Source organism: Mesorhizobium sp. M0189, assembly GCF_040322135.1.
In the GTDB taxonomy this organism is placed as follows: Bacteria; Pseudomonadota; Alphaproteobacteria; order Rhizobiales; family Rhizobiaceae; genus Mesorhizobium.
The window spans coordinates 1-23,995 of record NZ_JAMYSW010000025.1; the positions used below are offsets into that span (position 1 = coordinate 1).

Here is a 23,995-nt window from a genome sequence, read left to right on the forward strand (position 1 = left end):
CCGTCCGCCAAGCTCAATTGACCAAGCACACGATCAACCATCCGCGAATCTCCCGTAGCGACCATGCCACAGAATCACCAATCCGATTCTGTGCAAAGGCCCCACAAGGGGAGAAGGGAGGCGCCCGTCTGCCGCACCGTTGCGAACTTCCGGAGCCATCTCCTAGAATAGGCAATGGTCGTCACTCGCAGACTTGAGGAATACGAATTCAAGGCTTGTTTTGCAGAGCCTATGACCGACGTCACCGCCACGGCGGATACTGCCGTGGATATTTGGCCGTATATCCGCGCACTGAATCTGGATCGGATTGGCGTACCACATCTGAACGACGTTCGGTATGTTTACCGGGACGCTCGAAACCGATTTGACCAAGTGCTGATCGGCACTGGCAGACTCAATTCCCTTCTCGTCGTCGTTGTCGATCTCAGCAGAAGCGCGGTGTTCGGCCATTTCCTGCTTGACCGGAACAAGGAACTCGGAACAAGCGGTGGCCACTTGAGGTCCGTCTAGTGTCGCCCGCTTGCATGAGACGATGGTGTGATGCTGCTTCAAGACAAATCCGCTGAAGTTCCTTTTGAACTTTCGATCGACGCTCGCTTTCCATATGCGGATCCAAATTCCGCTTCAGCTGTCATCGCGCAAGGATGGTCTATCTCACTCAATGCGGCCTTTTATGTTCTCCATGAGCTATGCCGCCCGCCCGTCACTGAGGCAGTTTCGAAGGAAAGATTGCTTGAGCTTGTCGAGGAATGGTCGCTGGGACCTGACCATCCATTAAAACAGCCAATGCTTCGCTGTGCACGAGCTCTGATTCAAAACGAGCCGCTACCGTGGCGCGAAGCTTCTGCCGTGATGCAGGAAATTGGACATTACGACGGCCAGAGGGCGGCACTCGCGATCGCTTACTTTGCCGGCGATAGTTCCACTAGCGAAGGCGATACTGCCCTAAACAACACTGATCATCGCATTCGTGAGACTTGGGCGACCAAAGGCGTCTAGAAAACGCAAACCCGCCGTTGTTGGAATCAGCCTAGCGCGAGCAGCCGAACGCGCCACTTGCCATCGGCTCCGCCCCTGGTGTAACCCAATCCCTATACTCGAACGTCCTGAAAGGAGGGCTGCGTGCATATCGACCACCACCGTCAGCGCGGCCCTGTCCCTGCCCTGCGAGCTTGCTTGCAGGGCTGACCAGAGACGGTCCGGGTTCTCCCGCTTCGATTTTTTTGGTCCGCCCTTCGTGGTGCTGCAACGCCGAGCCTGATGGCCAGCCTGCGCACCGTCAAGTGCATTGAACCGGAATTCAGTCCGGACAGACCAGAGTAATCGACATGGCCCTGATCAGCCTCAAGTCCCTCGGCGTCACCATGAGTGCGCCGCTGTTTTCCAATCTCGACCTTACCATCGGCGCCGGCGACCGGCTCGCCATCGTCGCCGCCAACGGCCGCGGCAAATCTACCTTGCTGAAGTGCGTGGCCGGCGAGATGGAGCCGACATCAGGCGACATCACCCGCACGCGCGGCCTGCGCGTCGGCTATGTCGAGCAGGTCATTCCCGCAGCGCTGGCCGGGCGCAGCTTTCATGAGGTGGTGGCCGACGCCTTGCCAGCCGAGCACGCCGAAAGCGAGCTGTGGCGCGTCGATGTGGTCCTCGATTCGCTCGACGTACCCGAGCCGATGCGCGAGCGGCCGATGCGGGCATTGAGCGGCGGCTGGCAAAGGCTGGCGCTGATCGCCCGCGTCTGGGTCACCGATCCCGACGTCCTGCTTCTCGACGAGCCGACCAACCATCTCGACCTCGGCAAGATCAGCCAGCTCGAGACCTGGCTGAACGCGCTGCCGCGTGAGGTGCCCGTGGTGATCGCCAGCCACGACAGGGCGTTCCTCGACGCGACGACCAACCGCACCATGTTCCTGCGCCCCGAACAGTCACCGGTGTTCTCGCTGCCCTATTCACGGGCGAGGCTTGCGCTGGACGAGGTCGACGCTTCGACCGAGCGCAAATTCCAGCGCGACATGAAAGTGGCGCAGCAGCTGCGCCGGCAGGCGGCCAAGCTCAACAATATCGGCATCAATTCCGGCAGCGACCTTTTGACGGTCAAGACCAAGCAGCTCAACCAGCGGGCAGAGCGCCTGGAAGAAGCGGCAGCGCCGGCACACCGCGAAAGATCGGCGGGCGCGATCAAGCTCGCCAATCGCGGCAGCCATGCCAAGGTGCTGATCACGCTGGACGATTTGGTGGTCGGAACACCTGACGGGACGGTTCTGTTCAGCACCGGCAAGCGCCACATCTGCCAAGGCGACCGCATCGTCCTGCTCGGCCGTAACGGCGTCGGCAAATCACGGCTGATCGGCCTGATCCGGAACGCCATCGTCGAGCCGGAAACGGCGGCGCAAAGCCTGAAGGTGACGCCGTCGACCGTGCTCGGCTATAGCGACCAGGCATTGTCGGGCATCGGCGGCGACGACACGCCGCTGGCGATGCTCTCGCGCGGATTCGACGTTGGCGAGCAGCGCGCCCGCTCGCTGCTCGCGGGCGCCGGCGTCAGCATCGACATGCAGGAGCGCAGGATCAGCGTGCTGTCGGGCGGACAGAAGGCGAGGCTGATGATGCTGGCGCTCAGGCTCGCCAATCCCAACTTCTATTTACTCGACGAGCCGACCAACCACCTCGACATCGACGGCCAGGAGGCACTGGAAGCGGAATTGCTGGAACATCAAGCAAGCTGCCTGCTTGCCTCGCACGACCGCTCCTTCATCCGCGCGGTTGGCAACCGCTTCTGGCTGATCGAGAAACGGCGGCTGACCGAGGTCGACGACCCGGAAGCTTTCTTCCGGGAGGTTGCCGAGGCCGACGGTTGAAAAATTGTGGAAAAAAAATTCCGGCGCTCTGTCGGATGATGATCGCATGCCACGTCCTTGGGTTGCCGACACGGTGATGCCGGCGCCAATCGAGGAGAAAGCATCATGTCTATTCTGTCATCCATAGGTCACGCCGTGACACGTTACTCGGCGGCTCGCGCCCGTTATCGTAGCGAACGCGCCATCCTTTCATTGCCGATCGAGTTGCGCAAAGATATCGGCTGGCCGGAAATCGTCGTCGACGCGCAAAACAGCCCGCGGATTCGCATCGAAGGTTGAAAGGTGGCAGTTGGCCTTCGCGGCAGGCGCCATTTCGAATCCAAAAAACCATCGGCCGTGTAGGATCGTCGCCGTTCCGTTCGTCCTGTGGTTCGCAAAGGCAAATCAGACGCAAAGAGGAGCATGACATGAATGACCAGCCGCAGACCCAGCCCGCCGCCAAGGTGCTTGGCGGATTGACGCCCTACCTTCAGCTGGACGGCGCTTTCAAAGCCTCCGAATTTTACCAAAAAGCCTTCGGTGCCGAGCAGGTCTTTGCCTATCCGCCGGACGAACAGGGCCGCACCATGCACATTCATCTCCATGTCAACGGTTCGACGCTGATGCTTTCCGACTTCTATCCCGAGCATGGAATGGCCGCTGTGAAGCCGCAGGGCTACACCATGCAGCTTCATCTCGACAGCGACGACATCGATGCCTGGTGGAAGCGGGCCATCGAGGCGGGCTGCGAGGAAGTCGTGCCGTTACAGGTGATGTTCTGGGGCGACCGCTGGGGCAATATGCGTGATCCGTTCGGCGTCGAATGGGCAATGAACGCGCCGGTGAAGAAAGCTTAGGATCCCCACACAGGTTTGTACCTGAAATCACCGCTCAAGAGGGCGGAAAACAATCGCATGGAGGAAATCAGATGTCTTATGTCGATGGTTTCGTACTTGCCGTGCCGAAGGCAAAGCTCGATGCCTACAAGAAGCTGGCGGAAACCGCCGGCGCCGTCTGGAAGGAGCATGGGGCGCTTGCCTATGTCGAATGCGTCGGCGACGACGTGCCCTATGGCGAGATCACCTCGTTCCCGCGCGCCGTGCAGGCCAAGGACGACGAGATCGTCATCTTCTCATGGATCGTCTATGAATCGCGCCAGAGCCGCGACGCGGTGATGGCCAAGGTGATGGCCGACCCACGCCTCAAGTCGGACTGGTCGACAATGCCGTTCGACGGCAAGCGCATGATCTTCGGCGGCTTTCAGCCGTTTATGGAGCTTTGATGCATGTCGCGCAAAACTGCGCAGCGGTTTTGCGATAACGACATGCATAAAAACAAGGATCTAAAGCGCGTCGCATGAGGCCGATCGAGCGCGACGCGCTTTTAGGCCCAGCGGCGCTCTAAGCCAGCCTGTCGAGCAGCGGCTTCAGCCGGTCGCCATAGCGCTTCCACAGATCGACCGAGCCCTGATACATCGGCTGCCGCACTTGCGCGGCGGACGCCGTGCGCACCGGCCGGTCGGTCCGGTGAAACGACAGCACGGCGTCGTCCCATGGCAGGCCGAGATGGGCGATCAGTGCTCGCGACTGGCCTTCCTGGTCGGCGACGAAATCCTCGTAGCGAACGTCGTGCACGACATCAGGCAGCACGGCGTGCCAGTGCGCCATGATGTCGGTGTAGAGATTGTGGAAATCGGCGAGTTCGCCGAGATCGTAGCCGTAGCGGTGGCTGTCGCCGCGGAAGTGCACCTTGTAGATCGACAGGCAGGTCGCCGCCGCATCGCGCGCACAATGGATGATCGTGGCCTTCGGCAGCATCATATGGATGAAACCGACCAACAGGAAATTGCCGGGCATCTTATCGGTGACGTGCCGGAACCCGGGATAGCGGGCGTGCAGCATATCGAGATAGGCCTGGCCGGCCTCGGCATAGGCCTTATCGGACATGTCGGCGATGCCCCGGGGAAAGCCGCCCTTCATGCTGAGCGGAAACTGCTTGCCGACCGCCGTCTTCAATATGCTGAGCTCGCCAGCGCCATAGACTTGCGGGTGGCTGGCGATGATCTGCTCGACCAGCGTGGTACCGGAACGAGGCATGCCGACAATGAAGATCGGCGTGTCGTCGGTAATCCCGCTCGGCCTGTGCTTTTCAAAAAACGCCTTGTCGAACACCGCCTTCATCGCCTCGAACTCGCCGCGCGTCTTGTCGGCGTCGTAGTCGATGCCCTGGCGGCGGATCGCGTTGCCTTCGGCGAAATAGTCGAAGGCGCGACCATAATCCCTGAGGTCGTCATTGGCCTTGCCGAGGCCGAAGGAAAGCTGCATGCGCGGCAGGCTGCCTTGCGGCGCCTTGGCGTGCTCCGCCTCCATCCGGGCAAGCTCGGCGTCGCGCTCCTTCTGGCGCTTGACCTGGGTGAGCATTAGCCAGGCCCTTGCCATGCCGGGATCCACCGCCAGCGCCTGCCTGAAAAGATCCGCAGCCTCGTCGAGACTGCCCTTTTCCATCAGCCCGACACCCAGGCCATGCAAAAGATCGGCATCCTTCGGCCGGATCGTCAGCGCCTCGCGAAAAACAGCTAATGCCTCATCCAGCCGGCCCGCTTCCTGCAGCGTCTCGGCAAGCCCGACACGGGCGCGGACATGGAACGGGTTGCGACCGATCGTACCGCGATAAATATCCTCGGCGCCTTCGAATTGGCCGAGCTGCTTCAGCGACGAGCCGAGATTGTCGCGCGCCGCCAGTTGGTCCGGCCTGGTTGCCACCACCTTGCGGAAGAGATCGGCTGCGGCCGCGACCCGCCCGAGGTCGCGCAGCACGGTGCCGAGATTGTTGAGGAAATCCGGATTGTTCGGCTGCAGCCGAACCGATTGTTCGATCAGCGCCAGCCCCTCGGCGCTGCGCCCGGTCTGGTGCAGCAGAAGCCCGAGGAAATGCGCGGCGGCCGAGTGGTTAGCCTTTTGCGCCAGCACCTGACGGTAAAGCGCCTCGGCCTCCTGCCGGCGCCCCGCCTGGTGCAGCTGCAGCGCCTGCTGCACGTACTGGTCGAGCCCCAGCGGCGGCTGCCCGCCTGAGCCGTAACGTGCGCCTGCCGGTTGTCTCGGATTTCTGTTGATGGGAAACCTGCCGTGTTGTCCGCCTGCCGCGATCTAGGCCATCGCTGCGGCGCGTGCAAGAGCAGACGACGGGCACTATGGAGCAAACCCCAAACTAGCGGAAGTCGGCCGGCGTCAGCACATACATGTTCCTGCGGCCATGCGAGTAGGCTTCGCGCGCAATATCGTGGATCGACGAACGCTTGGCGTCGAAGGCACTGAGAAATTCGGCCTCGGCTCCGCTTGCGGCCGGGTTTGCCGCCGAAAGTGCCGCAACCTCGACGAAGAACGGGACTTCGAACATGCCGTCATGGCCGACGAAACGAATGCGCTTGGCCGCCGCGTCGTAGGAGCGGCTGGGATTGGGAAAATTGAGTGTCATGGCTGCGCGTCAAATCAGGCGGTTGCTTTCGGCAAGCTGGCGCGCCCGCCGCACCGTGCCGTCGGTATCGGCAAGCCTTCGCCTTGCCGCCTCGTCGCTTCTTATCGTGAGGCGTGGCGACATAACCTTTATCGGCTTTGCGACGGGATTGACTGCAACTGTCGGGACATCCGGTGTTCTTGCGGAATTCATGACTCTCTTCCTTTCATACCTAAATAAATACAAATGCCGGAGGAATTTTTCCGGAAGTTCTTCAAACAATTTTTGAGGTGCACCGGGATCGTATCATCGTTCTGCAAATAACTATAGAAAAGTAATTTTGCGTTGGTAGGGGTAAGAGGCCGGAATCTTCTTGAATAAGCCGCATTTTCGGACTAATGGTATGAAACCGTTTTTGGGTCATGCTTGGGCCCTCGCGGCGTCAGGGTTCTCGGCCCGCCAAACTGATCCAAATCGCCGACACCTGGTACCGCAATGCAGGCTCCGCTTCCGGAGCCAGGCCGGAAAGAAACTTCAAGGCACGAGAATGTCTGCCCGCACCACTCATTCCATCGCGCATTTCGCGGCACCTTTCGTGCTTGGCGGCCTGGATGGCATGCAGCCGGCCGGCGACTATGACATCGACCACGACGAGGAACTGATCGACGGCATGTCGTGGCTTGCCTGGCGCCGCGTCGCCACCTTCATCCATCTGCCGGCAAGGACGGTGAAAAGCCCGACCGGCCGGCTTGTCGCCGTCGACCACGCCGAACTCGAAGCAGCGCTTCGGCACGACCAGGAGAATGCCACATGATCCGCTTCCAGCAGAGTGCGCGGCGCACGGACACGCCCTCGCATATCTTCACCGTCGGCCAGACTGTTCGCATGAAGAGCCGCACCGGCCTTGCCCAAAAGACCGCGGAGCTGTTCCAGATAAAGAGCCGGCTGCCGGTCAAGGACGGCTCGCCGCAATATCGCATTCGCAGCGATCAGGAGACCTATGAGCGGGTCACCACGGAAGACAATCTCGAACCGGTCGACAACCCGGCCAACTGAGCCGAAAGCAATCCGCAACACGTATAAGGGATCAGAAAATGGCCAAGGGTCAACAGCGCAGCAATCGCGAGACACGCAAGCCCAAGAAGGACAAGGTGGCGGCAAAACCGGCCTCGCCCTTCGGCTCGGCGGTCAAGCAGGCGGAGACCGCTGTGAAACCCAAGTCCAAAGGCTAGGGTTCGATCGCACGACAATCTGCCTGGAGGCGTGCTTGAACTTCGTCATCGAGTTCTACCGCTCGCGCGATGCCGACGAAGCGACACTCGATCGAGTGTCGCTGGAGGCACCGAACCTGCGCGCCGCCCTGCAAGGCGCCGCCACGCTGCTTCACACGCTGATGATGCCGCAGATCCCCGATCGCCTGCGCATCTCTAACGAGGACGGCGCCGAGCTCTACGTCGGCCCCGCCGATGGTGCCTATCTGGACGAACAGTGAGGCCGGTGCGCTAGCACGGCCCATCATCGACGACCCGATAATCCGCCGCGCGGGCCTCGCATTCGTTGGGGAATGTGCGCAGCTCGCCATGGCGACGAGCGCAGACCGGGGCATACTCGCGCGTGCAGAATGTCTGCTCCTCACCGCCGCCACCGCCGTCGCGGCACTGGCCGTCCCGGATGATGCGGTATCCGGCCCGTTCGGCAAGGCAGGCATTGGCGAAGGTCTGGCGGTCGCCGCCGCGCCTGGCGCAGACCGGGTCATATTGCTTGGTGCAGAATTGCGGCCCCGGCCGTGGCGGGCGCGGCCCTGGCCCCTCGTCGACCACGACGGTGCAGGCCGCAAGAATTGCCGACAGGAACAAGATGGAAAAACCCTGCCGCGAGAAGATTGCCGCAAGAAGCCGCATGAATATTCCCTCCCTCGAAAACTCCCGCCCCCGCGTAATCGCGCCTGCATCGGGCCGATCTTCGTCAATCTCGCCATTCTGCTGCCAAATGCAACCCCGTTTGCAGCCTGGCGCATGCAAACCAAGGCGGTATGCCGGCGCAAAGCCAAACAGCACCGGCCCAGCTTGCTGGACCATGCCTGGGTTGCGTCTGGCCGATGACCGCGCGGAGAACCAGTTCTATCGGTGCGATGCGTCGGGATGCGCCTGTTGGGCCGCCCGCGGCTCTATCTTGCAAGCATCACGTTTCCGTGCGATAAATTTTGTGTTCGGGCATTTGCGACCCGGAGAGCGGAACGTTTTGGACGACCTTTCCCCGATACTGTGAATCTCTGACAGCCCCGTTTTCGGCGGGGGGTTTTACCATGCGCCAATGCATGACTGCCGAAGCAACCACCGGGACTTGCCCACGGCGCCAGGCGGCGGGCGGAACCACCAAGACTGACACGGGTGAAGGAGTTTCCCCAATGGCCCAGACCGGCACCGTTAAATTCTTCAACGCTACCAAAGGCTTCGGCTTCATTACGCCCGATGGCGGCGCCAAGGATGTATTCGTCCACATCTCGGCGATAGAGGCTTCCGGGCTGCGCACGCTCGTCGACGGTCAGAAGGTCACCTTCGATGTCGAGCCCGACCGTATGGGTAAGGGTCCGAAAGCGGTCAATCTCCGCGCCGCCTGAACGGCGGCGTGCCGCGCGTCCTTTCGGGTGTGTGAGGATGCTGCAAGGCTTTTGGTGTGAACTCGAATTTTATAAAGGCGCGGCGGTTTTCGTCGCGCCTTTTGTGTTCCGGGATGCTTGCCGGCACCCGCAAAACTTTCTCTTGCCGATGGCACTAAAATAAAGGACAAATTTCCGTCCGGGCATTTGCCGGCCCGAGACTGGACTTGTGGGATCAAAGGAGCTTCCCATGCCGCAGACCGGCACCGTCAAATTCTTCAATCACGCCAAGGGCTTCGGCTTCATCACGCCGGACGACGGGGCAAAGGATGTCTTCGTCCATATTTCGGCCGTGCAGGCGTCGGGTCTTCCCGGTCTTGAGGATGGGCAGAAAGTGACATTCGACACCGAGCCGGACAAGCGCGGCAAGGGTCCGAAAGCCGTCAACCTGTCGATCGGCTGAACCAGCCCCGGACAGAATGGACGTGGGCCGGTCTGGCCTGCGGTGTTTGCCGCATGTTTGAACCCCAGTTAAATGAACCGCTTGGTCAAATTTCGTTCAGCCCCCGTTCAGCCACGGTCGCATATTAATCTTCGTTAAAGCCGGACCGCATCCCCCCGAAAACGACCCGGGCCGGCACGAAGGAGACCGACATGAACGGAATTTTCAAGACTGCCATCCTGTCCGCCGCGGTCGTTGCGACCACGCTTGCGACCTTGCCTGCGGCCAGTGCCGATGAATGGCGCCATCACCGCCGCCACCACGGCCACGGCGACGCCGTTGCGGCCGGCGTCCTTGGTCTTGCGGCCGGTGCCTTGATCGGCGGTGCCCTCGCCAGCCCGCAGCCCCGCTATTACGACCCGGCCTATGATGATGAATACTACCGGCCTGCCCCGGTGCGCCGTTATTACGTGCAGCCGCGAGTGGCCTATGCCGAAAGCTATGCGGAGCCGTGGACCCGCGGCTGGTACGAATACTGCTCGGACCGCTACCAGAGCTTCAACGCGCGTACCGGCACGTTCACTGGCTATGACGGCGAACAGCATTTTTGCACCGCCAACTAAGACAGTTTTCCTGTCCTGAACAAAAGCGCTGCCCGGTGGGTGGCGCTTTTTGTTTTTCGCGGTTTCAGACCAGGCCGGCTTTAGACCAAATAAGGATTGCTCCGCCGCTCCTCACCAAAACGGCCGCCGGGACCATGGCCACAGATGAAGCCGATGTCGTCGCCCAACGGCAACAGCTTCTCCTTGATCGAGGCGATCAGCGCGGCGTGGTCGCCGCCCGGCAGGTCGGTGCGGCCGACCGAACCGCGGAACAGCACGTCGCCGACATGGGCGAACTTCGCCGCCCGGTTATAGTAGACGACGTGGCCGGGTGCGTGGCCCGGACAATGGAATACCTCAAACACCTGTGAGCCAAACGAAACGGTCTCGCCCTCGGCGAGGAACCGGTCGGGGACACAGTTGCGCACGGGATCGGTGATGCCGTAGCGCTTTGCCTGGTTCTCGAGATTGGCGAGCAGCGGACGGTCGGCGGCATGCGGGCCGATGATCTCGATATCGAGCGCCTCCTTCAGTTCCATGGCCCCGCCGGCATGGTCGATATGGCCATGCGTGATCCAGATCGCGCCGGCAGTGATCGCATTGTCCTTGAGCGCCGCCAGCACCTTGTCGATGTCGCCGCCCGGATCGACGACGACGCCCTGTCTGTCGTCCATGTCGAAGAGGATGGTGCAGTTCTGTTGGAACGGCGTGACCGGCACGATGCCGGCGTTGAGCTGACCCATATTTGTCCTTTCACACTGTCGGAGCTCCGCGCGTCCCCTCGAACGCGTCAGGAAAGCTCTAACCTTGTTGAATCAGGCCCTGATGTAGAGACACACGCGGACGGCGTCCACCGCTCCCGCAAACGGCAAACGAAATGGGCGGCCGAAGCCGCCCATTTGAAAAGCCTGAAACGTCGAAGCTTATTTCTTCATCGCGTTCATGACCGCACCGATGATGCCGGTCAGGATGGCGCCGCCGCCGGCACCGCCAACGATGTTGGGAATGTTCAACGCGCTGCCGGCCCCTGCCGCCGTGGCGGCTGCTGCCGGATCGACCGCCCCACCGCCCAGCAGGCTGCTGAGGATGGCCGCCCCGCCGACGCCGCCAACAGCGCCGCCCAGGATTTTGGGAAGCTGACCCATCGCCGCCGTCTTGATAGCCGCGCCCACCGCCTGACCACCGATGATACCCGTAATCACCTGAATAATGATCGGAAGAAGCGTGTTCATATCCATATTTCCAATCCCTCCATAGCTGCCAGCCTCCCGGGCCGACGCCATCATGAGACGCCGAATTGGACGAAAGTCAAATGCGCAAACGCTTAAATAAAAGGGGCGGCCCGAAAACCGCCCCTACTTGATAAAAAAGCTGTGACTTTCGTTATTCTGCAGCAATCGCGTGGTTGGGTTGAACGGCTGCAGAATAGTCATTCATCAGCGTCTTGGCGATCTCACCGACCTCGAATCGGTACGGGCCGATCTCCGAAACCGGCGTCACCTCGGCCGCTGTCCCGGTGAGGAAGCACTGCTGGAAGCCTTCAAGCTCTTCCGGCATGATGGCGCGCTCGATCACCTCCAAACCGCGGTCCTTGGCAAGGCCGATGACCGTGCGGCGGGTGATGCCGTCGAGGAAGCAATCGGGCTTGGGCGTATGGATCTTGCCGTCCTTGACGAAGAAGATGTTGGCGCCTGTCGCTTCCGCCACCTGGCCACGCCAGTCGAGCATCATGGCGTCGGCATAGCCCTTGGCCTCGGCGGCATGCTTGGACATGGTGCAGATCATGTAGAGGCCGGCCGCCTTCGATTTCGACGGTGCGGTGCGCGGGTCGGGGCGGCGCCATTCGGCCATGTCGAGGCGGATGCCCTTCAGCTTCTGCGCCGGGTCGAAATAACTCGGCCACTGCCAGATGGCGATGGCGCAGTTGATCCGGCTGTTCTGCGCCGAAACGCCCATTTGTTCGCTGCCGCGCCACGCGATCGGCCGGACATAGGCGTCCTGGAAACCTTGCTTCTTCAACAGCGTGCGGCAGGCGTCGTCGATCATGGCGACCGAGTAGGGTATCTTGAAGCCAAGCAGGCGCGCCGACTCATGCAGGCGTTCGGTGTGGTCGGTCAGCTTGAAAATTTCGCCGCCATAGGCGCGCTCGCCCTCGAATACCGCGCTGGCGTAGTGCAGCCCGTGGGTCAAGACGTGGATCTTGGCGGCGGCCCATTTGACGAATTCGCCGTTCATCCAGATAAAGCCGTCCAGTTGGTCGAAGGGAACGGATGCCATGGTAACCTCCCGCGGGCGGCAGCCCGCACATCATTGTGTCGTTGCGTGTTTCGCCTCGGCCGCCGCGGGCGGCCATTGTCTCAAAGCGTAGGCGGATATTTAAGGTCTGGCAAACTCAGGAAGTTCCGGAAAAAAGGGCTTCGTTTGCCTTTTCGTTCGCAATCCGCCGAAAAGCTTGCCAAAAATTACCATCGCGCGGAAAATACGTCAATAGTGCTGACATAATTTCCTGCTTCACACGGAGAAAAGATGACGAGCCACGCAGCCGCAGAGCCGATCAGGACGGCGATCACCGACGAGGATGGCATCGATTTCGCCATCATCGAGTTGTTCTTCTTCGCCTATCGCGACTTTACCTCCGATCCGGACCAGATCCTGGCCGACTACGGTTTTGGCCGTGCTCATCACCGGGTTCTGCATTTTGTCAATCGCCGGCCCGGCCTGACGGTCGCCGAGCTCCTCGACGTGCTCAAGATCACCAAGCAGAGCCTGGCGCGCGTGCTCAAGCAACTGATCGACACCGACCATATCGTGCAATTGCAGGGCCCTCGCGACCGCCGCCAGCGCGAGCTTTATCCGACGGCCAAGGGCCGTGCGCTGGCGCTGGCACTGGCGCGGCCACAGTCGCGCCGCATCCATGCTGCATTGGAGGATTCCGGAGCCACCGAACGCGCCGTTATCGAACGGTTCCTTGAGGCGATGGTCAATCCGGAACTAAGGGCGCAGATCGACATTGTGCCCGCAAAGATGTCAGGGAAAAGCCATGGAGACCATTGAGAGGGTTGATCATCCGACAGCACCGGAAGACGACGCGCCGCATCTGCTGGTGGTCGACGACGACACCCGAATCCGCAATCTTCTGAAACAGTATCTGACCGAAAACGGTTTTCGCGTCACCGTTGCCGGAAATTCCGGCGAGGCGCGGCGCAAGCTCACCGGCCTCGATTTCGATCTGATCGTGCTCGACGTCATGATGCCGGGTGAAAGCGGCGTCGATCTCACCAAGGCGCTGCGGGCGGAAAAGAACGTACCGATCCTGATGCTCACCGCACTGTCCGAAACCGACAGCCGGATCACCGGGCTCGAGGCCGGCGCCGACGACTATCTGCCAAAACCGTTCGACCCGCGCGAGCTGATCCTGCGAATCAACAATATCTTGCGCCGCGGCGGCCCCGCGACGACGCCCAAGGTCGAACAGCTGGTCTTCGGCCCCTATACCTTCCAGATCGCCAGGCGTGAGCTGAAGCGCGGCGGCGAGGCGCTCAAGCTGACGGACCGCGAGCAGGAAATCCTGGCGATCTTCGCTGCGCGTGCCGGCGAAACGATACCGCGGCATGAGCTTGTCGGCGACGAGTCCGAGGTCGGCGAGCGCACGATCGACGTCCAGATCAACCGGCTGCGCCGCAAGATCGAACGCGATCCGTCCAATCCGGTCTGGCTGCAGACCGTGCGCGGTATTGGGTATCGGCTCAGCGTGGAATAGAATGCCGCCGACAGCGGTCCTTTGCTGGGCCGCCGGTGAGCGAAAAGACGAATGGCGACCACGCAACTCGAACGGCCGGAAGATGGCGGCTTGAGCGCCCGCGCGACGCGGGCGCTCAAGGCCGTGCCGCGCGCTTGGAACCGTTTCTGGCGCCTGGTGTCGCTTTACATGCCGAAGCGGCTCTATGCCCGCTCGCTGATCATCGTCATCGCGCCAATGATCATGCTGCAGTCGGTCGTCGCCTTTGTCTTCATGGAGCGCCATTGGCAGACCGTGACGCAGCGCCTGTCGCAGGCCACGGTGCGCGACATCGCCGCCATCATCGACCTGATAGAGACCTATCCGCACGACGCCGACTACGCCAACGTCATCCGCATCGCCCAGGATCGCATGCAGTTGAAGGTCGACCTCCTGCCGCCAGACCCGCTGCCGCCACCCGGGCCAAAGCCGTTCTTCTCGATCCTCGACGAGATCCTTTCGTCCGAGATCACCCGCCAGATCAACCGTCCGTTCTGGATCGATACGGTCGGCAATTCAAATATCGTCGAGGTCCGCGTCCAGCTCGAGAACAAGGTGCTGCGGGTCTTCGTGCGCCGCAGCCAGGCCTATGCATCGAACACCCATATTTTCCTGATCTGGATGGTCGGCACCTCACTGGTGCTGCTGATGATCGCCATTCCCTTCCTGCGCAACCAGATCCGGCCGATTCTGACGCTGGCCGAGGCGGCCGAGAGCTTCGGCAAAGGCCGGCCGATGCCTCGCGATTTTCGCCCGCGCGGCGCCGAGGAAGTCCGCCGCGCCGGCTTTGCCTTCATCCAGATGCGCGAACGCATCGAACGCCAGCTCGAGCAGCGCACCGCCATGCTGAGCGGCGTCAGCCACGATCTGAGGACCATCCTCACCCGCTTCAAGCTGCAATTGGCGCTGGCCGGGACCAAGGCGGCCGACACCCAGGCACTCGACCAGGATATCGACGACATGCAGTCGATGCTGGAAGGCTACCTTGCCTTTGCACGCGGCGAAGCATCGGAAGACGCCGGCCGGTTCGACCTCGAAGCCTTCTTCGACAAGCTTCGCGAGGAAGCCGCGCTGCGCAAGCGCAAGCTGTCGACCGTGCTTGCCGGCGATCCGCATGTCCATGTGCGCCCCAATGCCTTTGCCCGGCTGCTGTCCAACGTCGTCGGCAATGCATTCCGCTATGCCAAGACGGTGGAGATCAATGCCAATCATGGACGCGGTTCGCTGCTCGTCACTATCGACGATGACGGTCCGGGCATTCCGCCCGAAAAGCGGGAGGATGTATTCAAGCCTTTCGTGCGGTTGGACGAGGCCCGCAACCTCGACGCCAGCGGCACCGGCCTTGGCCTTTCCATCGCACGCGACATTGCCCGCAGCCATGGCGGCGACATCGTCCTCGAACGCAGCCCGCTCGGCGGCCTGCGGGCGGTGATCAAGGTTCCGGCTTGACGGGAGCGAGGCCGGCCTTCATCCGCCCGTCATGAAACCATGGTGAAGAGCGCCAATGAAGCGCGCGATCCTGATTGATTCGGCCCTGCGGCCTCATTTCGACCCCGCGCCTGCCCGGGTGCGCTGGTGCGAGGCCAGAGCGGCGGCGTGGTCGCCGTTCAGGCATCGCGGCAAAGCAATCAAGCTCTCCGCCAAGCGACCGCCATGCGCATCCTGATGGTCACCGATGCCTGGCGCCCGCAAGTCAACGGCGTCGTCCACACGCTGGAGCGCCTCTCGGAGACTTTGAAATCCTTCGATGTCGAGACGGACTTCCTGACGCCGAACATCTTTCGCACCCTGCCTCTGCCGACCTATCCCGACATCAGGCTGGCGCTGACGACGCCGCACCGCGTGGCGCAGCTGATCGAGGCACGCAAGGCGGATCACATCCATATCGTCACCGAAGGACCGCTCGGCATTATGGCGCGGCGCTACTGCCGCAACGCCGGCCGTCCGTTCACGACCAGCTATCACACACGTTTTCCGGAATATCTGAGCGCGCGTCTGCCGGTGCCAGAAGCATGGGCCTATCGCTGGCTGCGCGATTTCCATAATTCAGGACAGGGCACGCTGGTCGCCACCCAGTCGCTTGCCGACGATCTTGCGGCACGCGGCTTCACCAAGCTTCGGCCATGGACGCGTGGCGTCGATACCGATCATTTTCGGCCGGATAAAAGAAAGGACCTGGGGCTTCCGGGACCGATCTTCCTCTGCGTCGGCCGCGTCGCGATCGAGAAGAACCTGCCGGCTTTCCTCGACCTGGACCTGCCCGGCAGCAAGGTGGTTGTCGGCGAAGGGCCGGAATTGGCGAAGCTGAAGGCCAGATATCCCGATACCCATTTTCTCGGCCATCGCCCGAACGACGAACTGGCCGAGATCTACGCCTCGGCCGACGTCTTCGTCTTCCCCAGCCGCACCGACACATTCGGCAACGTCATTATCGAGTCGTTGGCCAGCGGCACGCCTGTCGCAGCCTATCCCGTCACCGGGCCGATCGATATTGTGGGCGACGGCATAGGCGGCGCAGTCTCGCAAGAGCTGAGGCAAGCAGCGCTCGCCGCGCTTCTCGTCGACCGCACCGAGGCGCGGCAACGTGCTATGCGCTACAGCTGGAAGGCCTGTGCAGAAATGTTCATGGAAACGGTCGAAGGAGCACTGGGTACCACGCGAAAACTGGCCGCCTGAGCAAACCGCAGTTAGAATAACCTGCCGCCGTCCGGCACCTTACGCTCGATCGCGCCGAGGACGACGGCGCCCTCTTCATCGGGAAAACCGAGCGTCAGCACTTCCGACATGAATGGCCCGATTTGACGCGGCGGGAAATTGACCACCGCGAACACCTGCCGGCCGATCAGGCTTTCAGGTGTATAGTATTTCGTGATCTGGGCCGAGGATTTCTTCACCCCGATCACGGGACCGAAATCGATTTTCAACTTGATCGCCGGCTTGCGCGCCTCGGGAAAAGGCTCGGCCTCGACGATCGTGCCGGCGCGGATGTCGACGCGGTCGAAATCGGCGAAGCTGATCTCGGGTTTTCTCGCGTTGCTCGAACTCATCGATGATCAGGCGTTTCCGTAGGTTTCGAACAGCACGCCGGCGAGCGCGTCCTTGGCCGAAGTCCCCGACCAGACGACGAACTGGAAGGCCTGAAAATAGCATTCGCAGGCTTCCAGCGCCGACGACAGCAGCACCTCGACCTGCTGGCTCGACGGCTCAACCCCACCGGCCAGCAGCAGCGACTGGCGGAACATGATGGCGCCTTCCTGCTCCCAGAGGTCGAAATGGCCAAACAGCATCTGCTCGTTGATCAGCGAAAGCAGCCGCATCACCTCGAGCGCGCGCGCCTCAGGCACCTTGATGTCGAAAGCGCAGGCCAGGTGCAGCGCCTCGTAGTCCTCCATCCAGGAGAATGAAACGTGGTAGTCGGTCCAGCTTCCGGCAACCGAGATCGAGATCTCGTCGTCGCCGGCACGCTCGAAGGACCAGTCGTTGTTGTGGGCCACCTGCTCGATAACATCCACCGGATGGATTTCGCGGGAGAATTCGAGTTCGAGAAGTTCCATGAAATGCTTCCTGTCGTTCTGGGAGCGCCACCACACGCTCCGCGGGAGAGGCACACTCGAACAATTCTGTCTAGAACTCGGACGGCCAGGACTTCGTCAACGCAAAGACCCCGGACCGGACCCCACCGCCCGGCGCATGACCCTGCTCCGAATCATGCAACAAATTCAGTCTATTGATCGGGAGTCGCGTGACCAGCCCAATTTTTCGCACTGCGTCATTCGCATGTGGAAAGGCGCTGTCGGAAAGATCCACGCAGTACCGGTAAGCGATTCACGACAAAGCGCTTTTTGCGATCCGGCTTTGTGGAAAAGTTTAACGAATATTTTTATTATTTTTTTGCACGCGGCTTTGCCGAAGCCGCAGGCGCCGCCTGCCCGGTCATTTCGGCGAGCTTGGCCTCGAGCGCCTCGATGCGAGCAGCGAGGCGGGTGTTTTCTTCCCTGGCCTTCGCCGCCATGTCGCGAGCGGCCTCGAATTCCTCGCGCTGCACGACGTCCATAGAGTTGAGTATCCGCTCGGCCTGGCCCCTGAAGGCGGTCTCCACCTCGCGCCGCACGCCTTGCGCGGCACCGGCTGCGTCGGTCATCAGCTTGGCGAATTCATCGAGAATGCGGTTCGGTCCGGTCGCCATGGCAAATCCTCGCTTGGTCGAATTGACGTAGTGGCGCACGATGCGGAATGCAAGCATATGCTCGCCTTGACCCTGCCAAAACCCTGCCGCATGGTCCGCGCCCGAACCTGACCGGAACCGGGAGACCCTGTTGAGCGAATATTTGCTGCCGCTGGCTGCCCTGCCCTTCCCCAACATCGATCCAGTCATCGTCCGGATCGGACCGCTGGCGGTGCATTGGTACGGCGTCGGCTACATCGTCGGCATCCTGTTCGCCTGGTGGTATGCCAAGCGCCTCGTCACCAACCCGAAACTCTGGCCCGACGGCACCCTGCCGATGAAGCCCGTGGATCTCGACGACTTCATCGTCTGGGCGGCCATCGGCGTGGTGCTCGGCGGACGCACCGGCTACGTGTTGTTCTACGACCTGCCGCGTTACATCGCCAATCCGCTCGATATCGTCGCCGTCTGGCAGGGCGGCATGTCGTTTCATGGCGGCCTGCTCGGCGTCATTCTCGCCATGACGCTGTTTTCCCGGTCGCGTGGTATCCGCACATGGTCGCTGTTCGACGTTGTTGCCGCCGGCGTGCCGGTGGGGCTTGGCCTCGTTCGCCTGGCAAACTTCATCAATTCCGAACTATGGGGCCGACCGACCGACGTTCCATGGGCATTCGAATTCCCCAATGGCGGCCCATTTGCGCGCCATCCGAGCCAGATCTACGAGGCGCTGCTCGAAGGGCTGGTGTTGTTCCTTGTCCTGCGCTTTCTCACTCATTCGCGGCTCAAGCTGAAGACGCCGCGCTTCGTCGGCGGCGCCTTCATTGCCGGCTATGGCGCCTCGCGCGTCTTCGTCGAATTCTTCCGCGAGCCCGACCAGCAGCTCGGCTATCTCCTTGGCACGAGCTGGCTCACCATGGGCATGGTGCTGTCGCTGCCGATGGTGCTGGCCGGCATCTGGGCGATGGCTACAGCCAAGCCGGTGACAAAACCGCAGCCCGCATGACGCCGCTGAAGACCCGCATCGCCGAGCTGATCGGTGCGGTGGGACCGATCCCCATCAGCGAATACATGGCGCTCTGCCTGTTCGATCCGCAGGACGGCTATTATACGACACGCGAGCCGTTCGGCGCCGCCGGCGACTTCGTCACCGCGCCGGAGATCAGCCAGATGTTTGGCGAGCTGGTCGCCGTCTGGCTCTACCAGGCATGGCTGGCGATCGGCCGGCCGACGCCGGTCGCCATCGCCGAAATAGGCCCCGGCCGCGGCACGCTGATGAGAGATATGCTGCGCACGCTTTCGCGGCTCGATCCGACGCTTACCGCCAGCGCATCATTCGCCTTGATCGAGACCAGTCCGCGGTTGACCGAGGTCCAGAAACGGACGCTTGCCGGGACGTCGGCCACCATCGCCTGGAATGAAACCATCGACACACTACCGCAGGGGCAGCTTCTGATTGTTGGCAACGAGCTGTTTGACGCGGTGCCTATTCGCCAGTTCGTCCGCGCCGGAGCCGGCTGGCGCGAACGGATGATCGGTCTCGACGATGCGAACCAGCTTCGCTTTTTCGTCGGCGCCGGCTCGCTCGACCCGATGCTGCTGCCGGAGGATGCCGAGAATGCGCCGCAAGGTGCGATCGTCGAGGTGGCGCCAGCCCGCGCCGCCCTGATGGCGGCCATCGCCGGGCGACTTGCCGGATTTGGCGGCGCCGGCCTGTTTCTCGACTACGGTCACCTCCAGCCCGGCATCGGCGACACCTTGCAGGCCTTGCGCAAGCACGGTCATGAGGACGTGCTGGCGAATCCGGGGGAGGCCGACCTCACCGCCCATGTCGATTTCGCTGCCCTCGCTGCAACCGTTCGGGCACACAGCCTCGATGCCCACCTCTCCACGCAAGGTGAATTCCTGCTCAAGATGGGGCTTCTCGAACGAGCTGGCCGGCTCGGCGCCAATGCCGATGAGGCAGCTCGTGAAAAGATCGCGGCCGACGTCGAGCGCCTCGCCGGTCAGCAGGCGATGGGCGAGCTCTTCAAGGTGCTTGCCATCCTTCCTCCCGGCATTGCCGTTCCGCCGTTCGCAAGCGCGGATTGACTTTTCGCTGTCGCCTCTACCACTCTCCCCTCTCCGGCTGCGCCCGACATCAACTGCACTCGCCTTCAACTGCGCCCGCCTTCAACTCGCCTACCTTCAACTTGCCTACCTTCAACTCGCCGCCTTCAACGCGCTTGACGAAATCGCCCATACGGACAACAAAGCCGCCATGCTGAATCAGACCAAACCGGATCCCGTTCGGTCGCCCTTGCTGGAAACGGCGCAAGGCATCCGCCACGGCTACTTCACACGCGTCGGCGGCATTTCCAGCGGCATCTACCGGGGCCTCAACATCGGCACCGGATCGAGCGACGACCAGACGCTGGTGCGCGAGAATCGCCGCCGCGTCGCCGAATGGATGGGCGTGGCGGCAAGCCATCTGCTGACTGCTCATCAGGTTCATTCGCCGGACGTCGTCATCGCCAGGGAACCTTTTGCCGGCGAGCGTCCCAAGGCCGACGCCATCGTCACCGACCGGCCGGGCATTGCCATCGGGGCCTCGACCGCCGATTGCGGACCGGTCCTCTTCGCTGACGCCGAGGCGTGCATTATCGGAGCCGCCCATGCCGGCTGGAAAGGCGCTTTCACGGGAGTGCTGGAAAACACCATCGCGGCAATGGAAAGCCTCGGCGCCCGGCGTGACCGCATCGTCGCAGTGCTCGGTCCTTCCATCGGCCCACAGAATTACGAAGTCGGACCGGAATTCGTCGCCCGCTTCGTCGACGCCGATGCCGGTAATGCCCGCTATTTCGCGCCCTCCGCAAATGCCGGACACGCGATGTTCGATCTCAACCGCTACACGGTCGACCGGCTGACCAAGGCTGGCGTCAATGCCGAAGGGCTCGGCCGCTGCACCTATGCCGAGGAAGAGCTTTTCTACTCCTATCGGCGCAGCACGCATCGCAACGAGCCCGACTACGGACGGCAGGTTTCGGCAATCGTTTTGGAGACTGACTGATGGCGCTGCATTTCGAACGCTCGGAATTCGACGCGCGGCGCGATCGACTGATGATCGAGATCGCCGAAAAGAAGCTCGACGCCGTCCTGCTGTTTGCGCAGGAAAGCATGTATTGGCTAACCGGCTACGACACGTTCGGCTTCTGCTTTTTCCAGTGCCTGGTGGTCAAGGCCGACGGCTCGATGGTACTGCTGACGCGTTCGGCCGATTTGCGCCAGGCACGCCACACCTCGATCATCGACAACATCGTTTTGTGGACGGATCGCAACGGCGCCAATCCGGCGGTCGACCTGCGCAATTTGCTCAACGAGCTTGACCTGCTCGGCGCCCGCATCGGCGTCGAATACGACACCCACGGCCTGACGGCATATAATGGCCGGCGCCTCGACGAGCAGTTGCAGACCTTCGGGCAGATCGCAGATGCCTCTGGCATTGTCAGCCGGCTGCGGCTGTTCAAGAGCCCGGCCGAAATCGCCAAGGCGGAAAAAGCCGCAAATCTGGCCGACGACGCGCTGGACGCAGCACTGCCGCTGATCAAGCAGGGCGGCGATGAGGCGCTGATCCTCGCCGCCATGCAAGGCGCGATCTTTGCCGGCGGCGGCGATTATCCGGCCAACGAGTTCATCATCGGCTCGGGCGTCGACGCCCTGCTCTGCCGCTACAAGGCCGGTCACCGCAAGCTCACCAAGAACGACCAGCTGACACTCGAATGGGCCGGTGTCTTCCATCACTACCATGCGGCAATGATGCGCACGGTGTTGACCGGCAAGGTATCGAAACGCCACCAGGAATTGTTCGATGCCGCCCGCGCCGCGCTACTTGCAGTCGAGAAGGCGATGACACCTGGTAATACGTTCGGCGACGTGTTCGACGCCCATGCCCGCACGCTCGAAGCCCACAATTTGACCAAGCACCGGCTCAATGCCTGCGGTTATTCGCTCGGCGCCCGCTTCACCCCGTCCTGGATGGATATGCCGATGTTCTATCAGGGTAATCCCGAACCGATTGCGCCGAACATGACGCTGTTCGCCCATATGATCATCATGGACTCCGAAACCGAAACGGCGATGACCCTTGGCCGCACCTACCTGACGACCGAATCCCAGCCGAAGCCGCTGTCCCGCCATGATCTCGACTTGATCGTGCAGTGAATCCATAATGGAAAAAGTGTGAGGGGCGTTCGTCGGCAAGGAGTTTTCAGGCTAATGAGACGATCGCATGTGACGACCGTGTCATTGCTCGCGGCGCTGGCGCTGGCGGCTTGCACCAATGCGAAGGACGTTCTCGAACCCTCGGCCATCGCCCCGCAATCGACCCAATCCCTGCCCGGAGCCGGCGGCGCCGCAACGCCCCCCTCAACTGCGGCGCCGTCTTCCGGCACCGCGCCAACTGCAGATACAGCGCAGCCTCCGGCGGCAGCAGCCGTGCCGCCCGCCAAAAGCGCCGCTGCCATTGCGCGAACCCGGCTGCAGGTGGCGCCGATCGTCGGCGCCTCGGTAGAAGCCGCGACACCGCTGACCGCCGAGCTTCAGACACGCGCCAGGCAGCGTGGCATCACCTTGGCCGGCAGCACCGACCAGACCCCAACGCACGTGCTCAAGGGCTATTTCTCGACCATGACGGAAGGCAAGGACACCACCGTCATCTATGTCTGGGACATCTATGACCCGGCCGGCAACCGGCTGCATCGCATCAACGGCCAGCAGAAGGCGCCCTCCGTGGGTGGCGGCGAAGGCTGGGCGGCGGTCGCGCCGGCGACCATGCAGGCGATTGCCGACCAGACAATCGACCAGTTCGTCACCTGGCTTGGCGGCGGCGCCGGCTGACCTGGAGCATGATTCCGAAAAGTGGAATCCGGTTTTCGGAAAAGAGCATGCTCAGACTGAAAGATAGAAGCTATCCCGATTCTGTCGGCATCGAAGTAGACCTATCGCCGCATCGTCAAGCCGTAAGCGATTATTGAGATTAGCCGGCGGATTCCCATTCACGACGCTTGCAATACCGGCGCGGGCCGCTAAAAGCCCGACTAAGAGGCTGGAGTGCTATCGGAGTCTCTCAATCCTTCGCCAGGAACGGTGCATGAAGCTCTTCGCGGGCAATTCCAACAGGGTGCTGGCCGAATCAGTCGCCCGCTACCTCAACATTCCGCTGGGCAAGGCCAGCGTCAGGCGCTTCGCTGACCAGGAAATCTTCGTCGAGATCCAGGAGAACGTGCGAGGCGAGGACGTCTTCATCCTGCAGTCCACCTCGTTCCCGACCAACGATCATCTGATGGAACTGCTCATCATGATCGACGCCTTCATGCGCTCCTCGGCCAAGCGTATCACTGCGGTTATTCCTTATTTCGGCTATGCCAGGCAGGACCGCCGCGCCTCCGGCCGCACACCGATCTCGGCCAAGCTGGTAGCCAACATGATCACGCGGGCGGGCGTCAACCGGGTGCTGACGCTGGATCTGCATGCCGGGCAAATTCAGGGCTTCTTCGACATCCCGACCGACAATCTGTTTTCCGTGCCGGTGATGGCGCGTGACGTGAAGGCGAAATACAAGCAGCTCGCCAATGTCATGGTGGTGTCGCCGGATGTCGGCGGCGTGGTCCGCGCCCGTGCCCTCGCCAAGCGCATCGATGCCCAGTTGGCCATCGTCGACAAGCGTCGCGAGCGCCCCGGCGAATCGGAAGTCATGAACGTCATCGGTGACGTGCGCGGCAAGGATTGCCTGTTGATCGACGACATCATTGATTCGGGCGGCACGCTATGCAACGCGGCCGATGCGCTGCTTGCCGACGGCGCCACCAGTGTCACCGCCTATACTACCCATGGCGTTTTGTCCGGCGGCGCCATCGCCCGCATCGGCGCCTCGAAACTGCAGGAACTGGTCATCACCGATTCCATCCAGCCGACCCAGGCAGTGCTGGACGCCGCCAATATCCGCGTCATCTCCATCGCCGAACTGATGGGCGAGGCGATCTCCCGCACGGCAACCGAGGAATCGGTGTCGAGCCTGTTCGATTAATACATGTCGCGCAAAAGTGAGCAGCGGTTTTGCGACAACGACATGCATAAAACAAGAC

33 protein-coding genes are annotated in these 23,995 nt (G+C 61.9%); 23 read left to right on the forward strand and 10 right to left on the reverse strand.

Annotated elements, in window-relative coordinates:
- Positions 1 to 231 precede the first annotated feature (231 nt).
- The 6 genes from NKJ09_RS29035 to NKJ09_RS29060 all read left to right on the forward strand — a co-directional run bounded on the left by NKJ09_RS29035 (position 232) and on the right by NKJ09_RS29060 (position 4,119).
- Positions 232 to 510, forward strand: a complete 279-nt coding sequence (locus tag NKJ09_RS29035; protein WP_352496099.1) for a hypothetical protein — start codon at positions 232 to 234, stop codon at positions 508 to 510.
- Positions 511 to 540: 30 nt separating this feature from the next.
- Positions 541 to 999: a hypothetical protein gene (locus NKJ09_RS29040; protein ID WP_352496098.1), complete on the forward strand. Its 459-nt coding sequence runs from the start codon at positions 541 to 543 to the stop codon at positions 997 to 999.
- Between the two features lie 329 nt (positions 1,000 to 1,328).
- On the forward strand, positions 1,329 to 2,858 hold the full coding sequence (locus NKJ09_RS29045) for an ABC-F family ATP-binding cassette domain-containing protein (protein WP_352496097.1): 1,530 nt from the start codon (positions 1,329 to 1,331) through the stop codon (positions 2,856 to 2,858).
- Positions 2,859 to 2,963: 105 nt separating this feature from the next.
- A complete protein-coding gene (locus NKJ09_RS29050) occupies positions 2,964 to 3,137 on the forward strand; it encodes a hypothetical protein (RefSeq protein WP_023719167.1) in 174 nt (57 codons plus the stop codon).
- Positions 3,138 to 3,265: 128 nt separating this feature from the next.
- A complete protein-coding gene (locus NKJ09_RS29055; protein WP_352496096.1) occupies positions 3,266 to 3,694 on the forward strand; it encodes a VOC family protein in 429 nt (142 codons plus the stop codon).
- Between the two features lie 71 nt (positions 3,695 to 3,765).
- Positions 3,766 to 4,119, forward strand: coding sequence for a DUF1428 domain-containing protein (locus NKJ09_RS29060; protein WP_352496095.1), 354 nt, complete (start codon positions 3,766 to 3,768; stop codon positions 4,117 to 4,119).
- A gap of 118 nt (positions 4,120 to 4,237) precedes the next feature.
- On the opposite strand, the gene NKJ09_RS29065 is transcribed toward NKJ09_RS29060, so the two are convergent.
- The 3 genes from NKJ09_RS29065 to NKJ09_RS29075 form a co-directional block, all read right to left on the reverse strand.
- Positions 4,238 to 5,872, reverse strand: a complete 1,635-nt coding sequence (locus NKJ09_RS29065) for a tetratricopeptide repeat-containing sulfotransferase family protein (protein ID WP_352496094.1) — start codon at positions 5,870 to 5,872, stop codon at positions 4,238 to 4,240.
- Positions 5,873 to 6,044: 172 nt separating this feature from the next.
- Complete coding sequence (locus NKJ09_RS29070) at positions 6,045 to 6,311, reverse strand: DUF1488 family protein (protein WP_023719171.1); 267 nt, start codon at positions 6,309 to 6,311, stop codon at positions 6,045 to 6,047.
- Between the two features lie 9 nt (positions 6,312 to 6,320).
- Complete coding sequence (locus tag NKJ09_RS29075; protein ID WP_023719172.1) at positions 6,321 to 6,503, reverse strand: hypothetical protein; 183 nt, start codon at positions 6,501 to 6,503, stop codon at positions 6,321 to 6,323.
- A gap of 334 nt (positions 6,504 to 6,837) precedes the next feature.
- Here NKJ09_RS29075 and NKJ09_RS29080 point away from each other — a divergent pair, with 334 nt between their 5' ends.
- The 4 genes from NKJ09_RS29080 to NKJ09_RS29095 are packed head-to-tail and all read left to right on the forward strand — an operon-like array spanning position 6,838 to position 7,782.
- Entirely contained in the window at positions 6,838 to 7,104 is a 267-nt protein-coding gene (locus tag NKJ09_RS29080; RefSeq protein WP_023719173.1) for a hypothetical protein, read from the forward strand.
- Positions 7,101 to 7,346 (forward strand): hypothetical protein, encoded by a 246-nt coding sequence (locus NKJ09_RS29085; RefSeq protein ID WP_023719174.1) that lies wholly within the window; start codon positions 7,101 to 7,103, stop codon positions 7,344 to 7,346. Before NKJ09_RS29080 ends, NKJ09_RS29085 begins: the two co-directional genes overlap by 4 nt.
- Positions 7,347 to 7,384: 38 nt before the next feature.
- Complete coding sequence (locus NKJ09_RS29090; protein ID WP_023719175.1) at positions 7,385 to 7,522, forward strand: hypothetical protein; 138 nt, start codon at positions 7,385 to 7,387, stop codon at positions 7,520 to 7,522.
- A 35-nt stretch (positions 7,523 to 7,557) separates the two neighbouring features.
- Positions 7,558 to 7,782, forward strand: a complete 225-nt coding sequence (locus tag NKJ09_RS29095) for a hypothetical protein (protein ID WP_023719176.1) — start codon at positions 7,558 to 7,560, stop codon at positions 7,780 to 7,782.
- Positions 7,783 to 7,792: 10 nt separating this feature from the next.
- Here NKJ09_RS29095 and NKJ09_RS29100 read toward each other — a convergent pair whose 3' ends face one another.
- Entirely contained in the window at positions 7,793 to 8,191 is a 399-nt protein-coding gene (locus tag NKJ09_RS29100) for a Kazal-type serine protease inhibitor domain-containing protein (RefSeq protein ID WP_023719177.1), read from the reverse strand.
- A gap of 506 nt (positions 8,192 to 8,697) precedes the next feature.
- Here NKJ09_RS29100 and NKJ09_RS29105 point away from each other — a divergent pair.
- The 3 genes from NKJ09_RS29105 to NKJ09_RS29115 all read left to right on the forward strand — a co-directional run bounded on the left by NKJ09_RS29105 (position 8,698) and on the right by NKJ09_RS29115 (position 9,954).
- A complete protein-coding gene (locus NKJ09_RS29105; protein WP_006202520.1) occupies positions 8,698 to 8,910 on the forward strand; it encodes a cold-shock protein in 213 nt (70 codons plus the stop codon).
- A 229-nt stretch (positions 8,911 to 9,139) separates the two neighbouring features.
- Positions 9,140 to 9,352 carry a cold-shock protein gene (locus NKJ09_RS29110; protein WP_006202521.1) on the forward strand — a complete coding sequence of 71 codons (213 nt, stop codon included), beginning with the start codon at positions 9,140 to 9,142 and terminating at the stop codon, positions 9,350 to 9,352.
- A gap of 191 nt (positions 9,353 to 9,543) precedes the next feature.
- On the forward strand, positions 9,544 to 9,954 hold the full coding sequence (locus NKJ09_RS29115; protein WP_023719178.1) for a BA14K family protein: 411 nt from the start codon (positions 9,544 to 9,546) through the stop codon (positions 9,952 to 9,954).
- A gap of 80 nt (positions 9,955 to 10,034) precedes the next feature.
- Here NKJ09_RS29115 and NKJ09_RS29120 read toward each other — a convergent pair whose 3' ends face one another.
- The 3 genes from NKJ09_RS29120 to NKJ09_RS29130 form a co-directional block, all read right to left on the reverse strand.
- Positions 10,035 to 10,676, reverse strand: a complete 642-nt coding sequence (locus tag NKJ09_RS29120) for an MBL fold metallo-hydrolase (protein ID WP_352496093.1) — start codon at positions 10,674 to 10,676, stop codon at positions 10,035 to 10,037.
- 180 nt (positions 10,677 to 10,856) lie between these two features.
- Entirely contained in the window at positions 10,857 to 11,171 is a 315-nt protein-coding gene (locus tag NKJ09_RS29125; RefSeq protein ID WP_023719180.1) for a hypothetical protein, read from the reverse strand.
- 145 nt (positions 11,172 to 11,316) lie between these two features.
- Complete coding sequence (locus tag NKJ09_RS29130) at positions 11,317 to 12,210, reverse strand: branched-chain amino acid aminotransferase (protein ID WP_352483089.1); 894 nt, start codon at positions 12,208 to 12,210, stop codon at positions 11,317 to 11,319.
- 249 nt (positions 12,211 to 12,459) lie between these two features.
- Here NKJ09_RS29130 and NKJ09_RS29135 point away from each other — a divergent pair, with 249 nt between their 5' ends.
- The 4 genes from NKJ09_RS29135 to NKJ09_RS29150 all read left to right on the forward strand — a co-directional run bounded on the left by NKJ09_RS29135 (position 12,460) and on the right by NKJ09_RS29150 (position 16,387).
- On the forward strand, positions 12,460 to 12,987 hold the full coding sequence (locus tag NKJ09_RS29135) for a MarR family winged helix-turn-helix transcriptional regulator (RefSeq protein WP_023719182.1): 528 nt from the start codon (positions 12,460 to 12,462) through the stop codon (positions 12,985 to 12,987).
- Positions 12,974 to 13,693, forward strand: a complete 720-nt coding sequence (locus NKJ09_RS29140) for a response regulator (protein WP_023719183.1) — start codon at positions 12,974 to 12,976, stop codon at positions 13,691 to 13,693. The genes NKJ09_RS29135 and NKJ09_RS29140 overlap by 14 nt, the downstream gene beginning before the upstream one ends.
- 51 nt (positions 13,694 to 13,744) lie before the next feature.
- Positions 13,745 to 15,160, forward strand: coding sequence for an ATP-binding protein (locus tag NKJ09_RS29145; RefSeq protein WP_023719184.1), 1,416 nt, complete (start codon positions 13,745 to 13,747; stop codon positions 15,158 to 15,160).
- 204 nt (positions 15,161 to 15,364) lie between these two features.
- Positions 15,365 to 16,387: a glycosyltransferase family 4 protein gene (locus NKJ09_RS29150; protein WP_023719185.1), complete on the forward strand. Its 1,023-nt coding sequence runs from the start codon at positions 15,365 to 15,367 to the stop codon at positions 16,385 to 16,387.
- Between the two features lie 11 nt (positions 16,388 to 16,398).
- Here the strand turns inward: NKJ09_RS29150 and NKJ09_RS29155 are convergent, their stop codons facing one another.
- The 3 genes from NKJ09_RS29155 to NKJ09_RS29165 form a co-directional block, all read right to left on the reverse strand.
- Positions 16,399 to 16,758 (reverse strand): tRNA-binding protein, encoded by a 360-nt coding sequence (locus NKJ09_RS29155; protein ID WP_023719186.1) that lies wholly within the window; start codon positions 16,756 to 16,758, stop codon positions 16,399 to 16,401.
- A gap of 6 nt (positions 16,759 to 16,764) precedes the next feature.
- Complete coding sequence (locus NKJ09_RS29160) at positions 16,765 to 17,265, reverse strand: type III secretion system chaperone family protein (RefSeq protein ID WP_023678420.1); 501 nt, start codon at positions 17,263 to 17,265, stop codon at positions 16,765 to 16,767.
- Positions 17,266 to 17,594: 329 nt separating this feature from the next.
- Entirely contained in the window at positions 17,595 to 17,897 is a 303-nt protein-coding gene (locus tag NKJ09_RS29165; RefSeq protein WP_023719187.1) for an accessory factor UbiK family protein, read from the reverse strand.
- A gap of 130 nt (positions 17,898 to 18,027) precedes the next feature.
- Between NKJ09_RS29165 and lgt the strand changes: the two genes are divergently transcribed.
- The 6 genes from lgt to NKJ09_RS29195 all read left to right on the forward strand — a co-directional run bounded on the left by lgt (position 18,028) and on the right by NKJ09_RS29195 (position 23,937).
- On the forward strand, positions 18,028 to 18,879 hold the full coding sequence (gene lgt / locus NKJ09_RS29170; RefSeq protein ID WP_352496092.1) for a prolipoprotein diacylglyceryl transferase: 852 nt from the start codon (positions 18,028 to 18,030) through the stop codon (positions 18,877 to 18,879).
- On the forward strand, positions 18,876 to 19,964 hold the full coding sequence (locus NKJ09_RS29175; RefSeq protein ID WP_023719189.1) for a class I SAM-dependent methyltransferase: 1,089 nt from the start codon (positions 18,876 to 18,878) through the stop codon (positions 19,962 to 19,964). The genes lgt and NKJ09_RS29175 overlap by 4 nt, the downstream gene beginning before the upstream one ends.
- Before the next feature lie 169 nt (positions 19,965 to 20,133).
- Positions 20,134 to 20,922 carry a peptidoglycan editing factor PgeF gene (gene pgeF / locus NKJ09_RS29180; protein ID WP_023719190.1) on the forward strand — a complete coding sequence of 263 codons (789 nt, stop codon included), beginning with the start codon at positions 20,134 to 20,136 and terminating at the stop codon, positions 20,920 to 20,922.
- The gene (locus NKJ09_RS29185) at positions 20,922 to 22,073 is read left to right on the forward strand and encodes a M24 family metallopeptidase (RefSeq protein ID WP_352496091.1); all 1,152 of its coding nucleotides are present in this window, start codon (positions 20,922 to 20,924) and stop codon (positions 22,071 to 22,073) included. Before pgeF ends, NKJ09_RS29185 begins: the two co-directional genes overlap by 1 nt.
- A 54-nt stretch (positions 22,074 to 22,127) precedes the next feature.
- A complete protein-coding gene (locus NKJ09_RS29190; RefSeq protein ID WP_023719191.1) occupies positions 22,128 to 22,748 on the forward strand; it encodes a hypothetical protein in 621 nt (206 codons plus the stop codon).
- A 253-nt stretch (positions 22,749 to 23,001) separates the two neighbouring features.
- Positions 23,002 to 23,937: a ribose-phosphate pyrophosphokinase gene (locus tag NKJ09_RS29195; RefSeq protein ID WP_023678427.1), complete on the forward strand. Its 936-nt coding sequence runs from the start codon at positions 23,002 to 23,004 to the stop codon at positions 23,935 to 23,937.
- Positions 23,938 to 23,995: the final 58 nt, after the last annotated feature.

Bases quoted from the DNA above. Each gene is read 5' to 3' on its own strand.
- NKJ09_RS29035 (WP_352496099.1), top strand. From the start codon at position 232: ATGACCGACGTCACCGCCACGGCGGATACTGCCGTGGATATTTGGCCG.
- NKJ09_RS29040 (WP_352496098.1), top strand. From the start codon at position 541: ATGCTGCTTCAAGACAAATCCGCTGAAGTTCCTTTTGAACTTTCGATC.
- NKJ09_RS29045 (WP_352496097.1), top strand. From the start codon at position 1,329: ATGGCCCTGATCAGCCTCAAGTCCCTCGGCGTCACCATGAGTGCGCCG.
- NKJ09_RS29050 (WP_023719167.1), top strand. From the start codon at position 2,964: ATGTCTATTCTGTCATCCATAGGTCACGCCGTGACACGTTACTCGGCG.
- NKJ09_RS29055 (WP_352496096.1), top strand. From the start codon at position 3,266: ATGAATGACCAGCCGCAGACCCAGCCCGCCGCCAAGGTGCTTGGCGGA.
- NKJ09_RS29060 (WP_352496095.1), top strand. From the start codon at position 3,766: ATGTCTTATGTCGATGGTTTCGTACTTGCCGTGCCGAAGGCAAAGCTC.
- NKJ09_RS29070 (WP_023719171.1), bottom strand. From the start codon at position 6,311: ATGACACTCAATTTTCCCAATCCCAGCCGCTCCTACGACGCGGCGGCC.
- NKJ09_RS29075 (WP_023719172.1), bottom strand. From the start codon at position 6,503: ATGAATTCCGCAAGAACACCGGATGTCCCGACAGTTGCAGTCAATCCC.
- NKJ09_RS29080 (WP_023719173.1), top strand. From the start codon at position 6,838: ATGTCTGCCCGCACCACTCATTCCATCGCGCATTTCGCGGCACCTTTC.
- NKJ09_RS29085 (WP_023719174.1), top strand. From the start codon at position 7,101: ATGATCCGCTTCCAGCAGAGTGCGCGGCGCACGGACACGCCCTCGCAT.
- NKJ09_RS29090 (WP_023719175.1), top strand. From the start codon at position 7,385: ATGGCCAAGGGTCAACAGCGCAGCAATCGCGAGACACGCAAGCCCAAG.
- NKJ09_RS29100 (WP_023719177.1), bottom strand. From the start codon at position 8,191: ATGCGGCTTCTTGCGGCAATCTTCTCGCGGCAGGGTTTTTCCATCTTG.
- NKJ09_RS29105 (WP_006202520.1), top strand. From the start codon at position 8,698: ATGGCCCAGACCGGCACCGTTAAATTCTTCAACGCTACCAAAGGCTTC.
- NKJ09_RS29110 (WP_006202521.1), top strand. From the start codon at position 9,140: ATGCCGCAGACCGGCACCGTCAAATTCTTCAATCACGCCAAGGGCTTC.
- NKJ09_RS29115 (WP_023719178.1), top strand. From the start codon at position 9,544: ATGAACGGAATTTTCAAGACTGCCATCCTGTCCGCCGCGGTCGTTGCG.
- NKJ09_RS29120 (WP_352496093.1), bottom strand. From the start codon at position 10,676: ATGGGTCAGCTCAACGCCGGCATCGTGCCGGTCACGCCGTTCCAACAG.
- NKJ09_RS29125 (WP_023719180.1), bottom strand. From the start codon at position 11,171: ATGGATATGAACACGCTTCTTCCGATCATTATTCAGGTGATTACGGGT.
- NKJ09_RS29130 (WP_352483089.1), bottom strand. From the start codon at position 12,210: ATGGCATCCGTTCCCTTCGACCAACTGGACGGCTTTATCTGGATGAAC.
- NKJ09_RS29135 (WP_023719182.1), top strand. From the start codon at position 12,460: ATGACGAGCCACGCAGCCGCAGAGCCGATCAGGACGGCGATCACCGAC.
- NKJ09_RS29140 (WP_023719183.1), top strand. From the start codon at position 12,974: ATGGAGACCATTGAGAGGGTTGATCATCCGACAGCACCGGAAGACGAC.
- NKJ09_RS29145 (WP_023719184.1), top strand. From the start codon at position 13,745: ATGGCGACCACGCAACTCGAACGGCCGGAAGATGGCGGCTTGAGCGCC.
- NKJ09_RS29150 (WP_023719185.1), top strand. From the start codon at position 15,365: ATGCGCATCCTGATGGTCACCGATGCCTGGCGCCCGCAAGTCAACGGC.
- NKJ09_RS29155 (WP_023719186.1), bottom strand. From the start codon at position 16,758: ATGAGTTCGAGCAACGCGAGAAAACCCGAGATCAGCTTCGCCGATTTC.
- NKJ09_RS29160 (WP_023678420.1), bottom strand. From the start codon at position 17,265: ATGGAACTTCTCGAACTCGAATTCTCCCGCGAAATCCATCCGGTGGAT.
- NKJ09_RS29165 (WP_023719187.1), bottom strand. From the start codon at position 17,897: ATGGCGACCGGACCGAACCGCATTCTCGATGAATTCGCCAAGCTGATG.
- NKJ09_RS29175 (WP_023719189.1), top strand. From the start codon at position 18,876: ATGACGCCGCTGAAGACCCGCATCGCCGAGCTGATCGGTGCGGTGGGA.
- pgeF (WP_023719190.1), top strand. From the start codon at position 20,134: ATGCTGAATCAGACCAAACCGGATCCCGTTCGGTCGCCCTTGCTGGAA.
- NKJ09_RS29185 (WP_352496091.1), top strand. From the start codon at position 20,922: ATGGCGCTGCATTTCGAACGCTCGGAATTCGACGCGCGGCGCGATCGA.
- NKJ09_RS29190 (WP_023719191.1), top strand. From the start codon at position 22,128: ATGAGACGATCGCATGTGACGACCGTGTCATTGCTCGCGGCGCTGGCG.
- NKJ09_RS29195 (WP_023678427.1), top strand. From the start codon at position 23,002: ATGAAGCTCTTCGCGGGCAATTCCAACAGGGTGCTGGCCGAATCAGTC.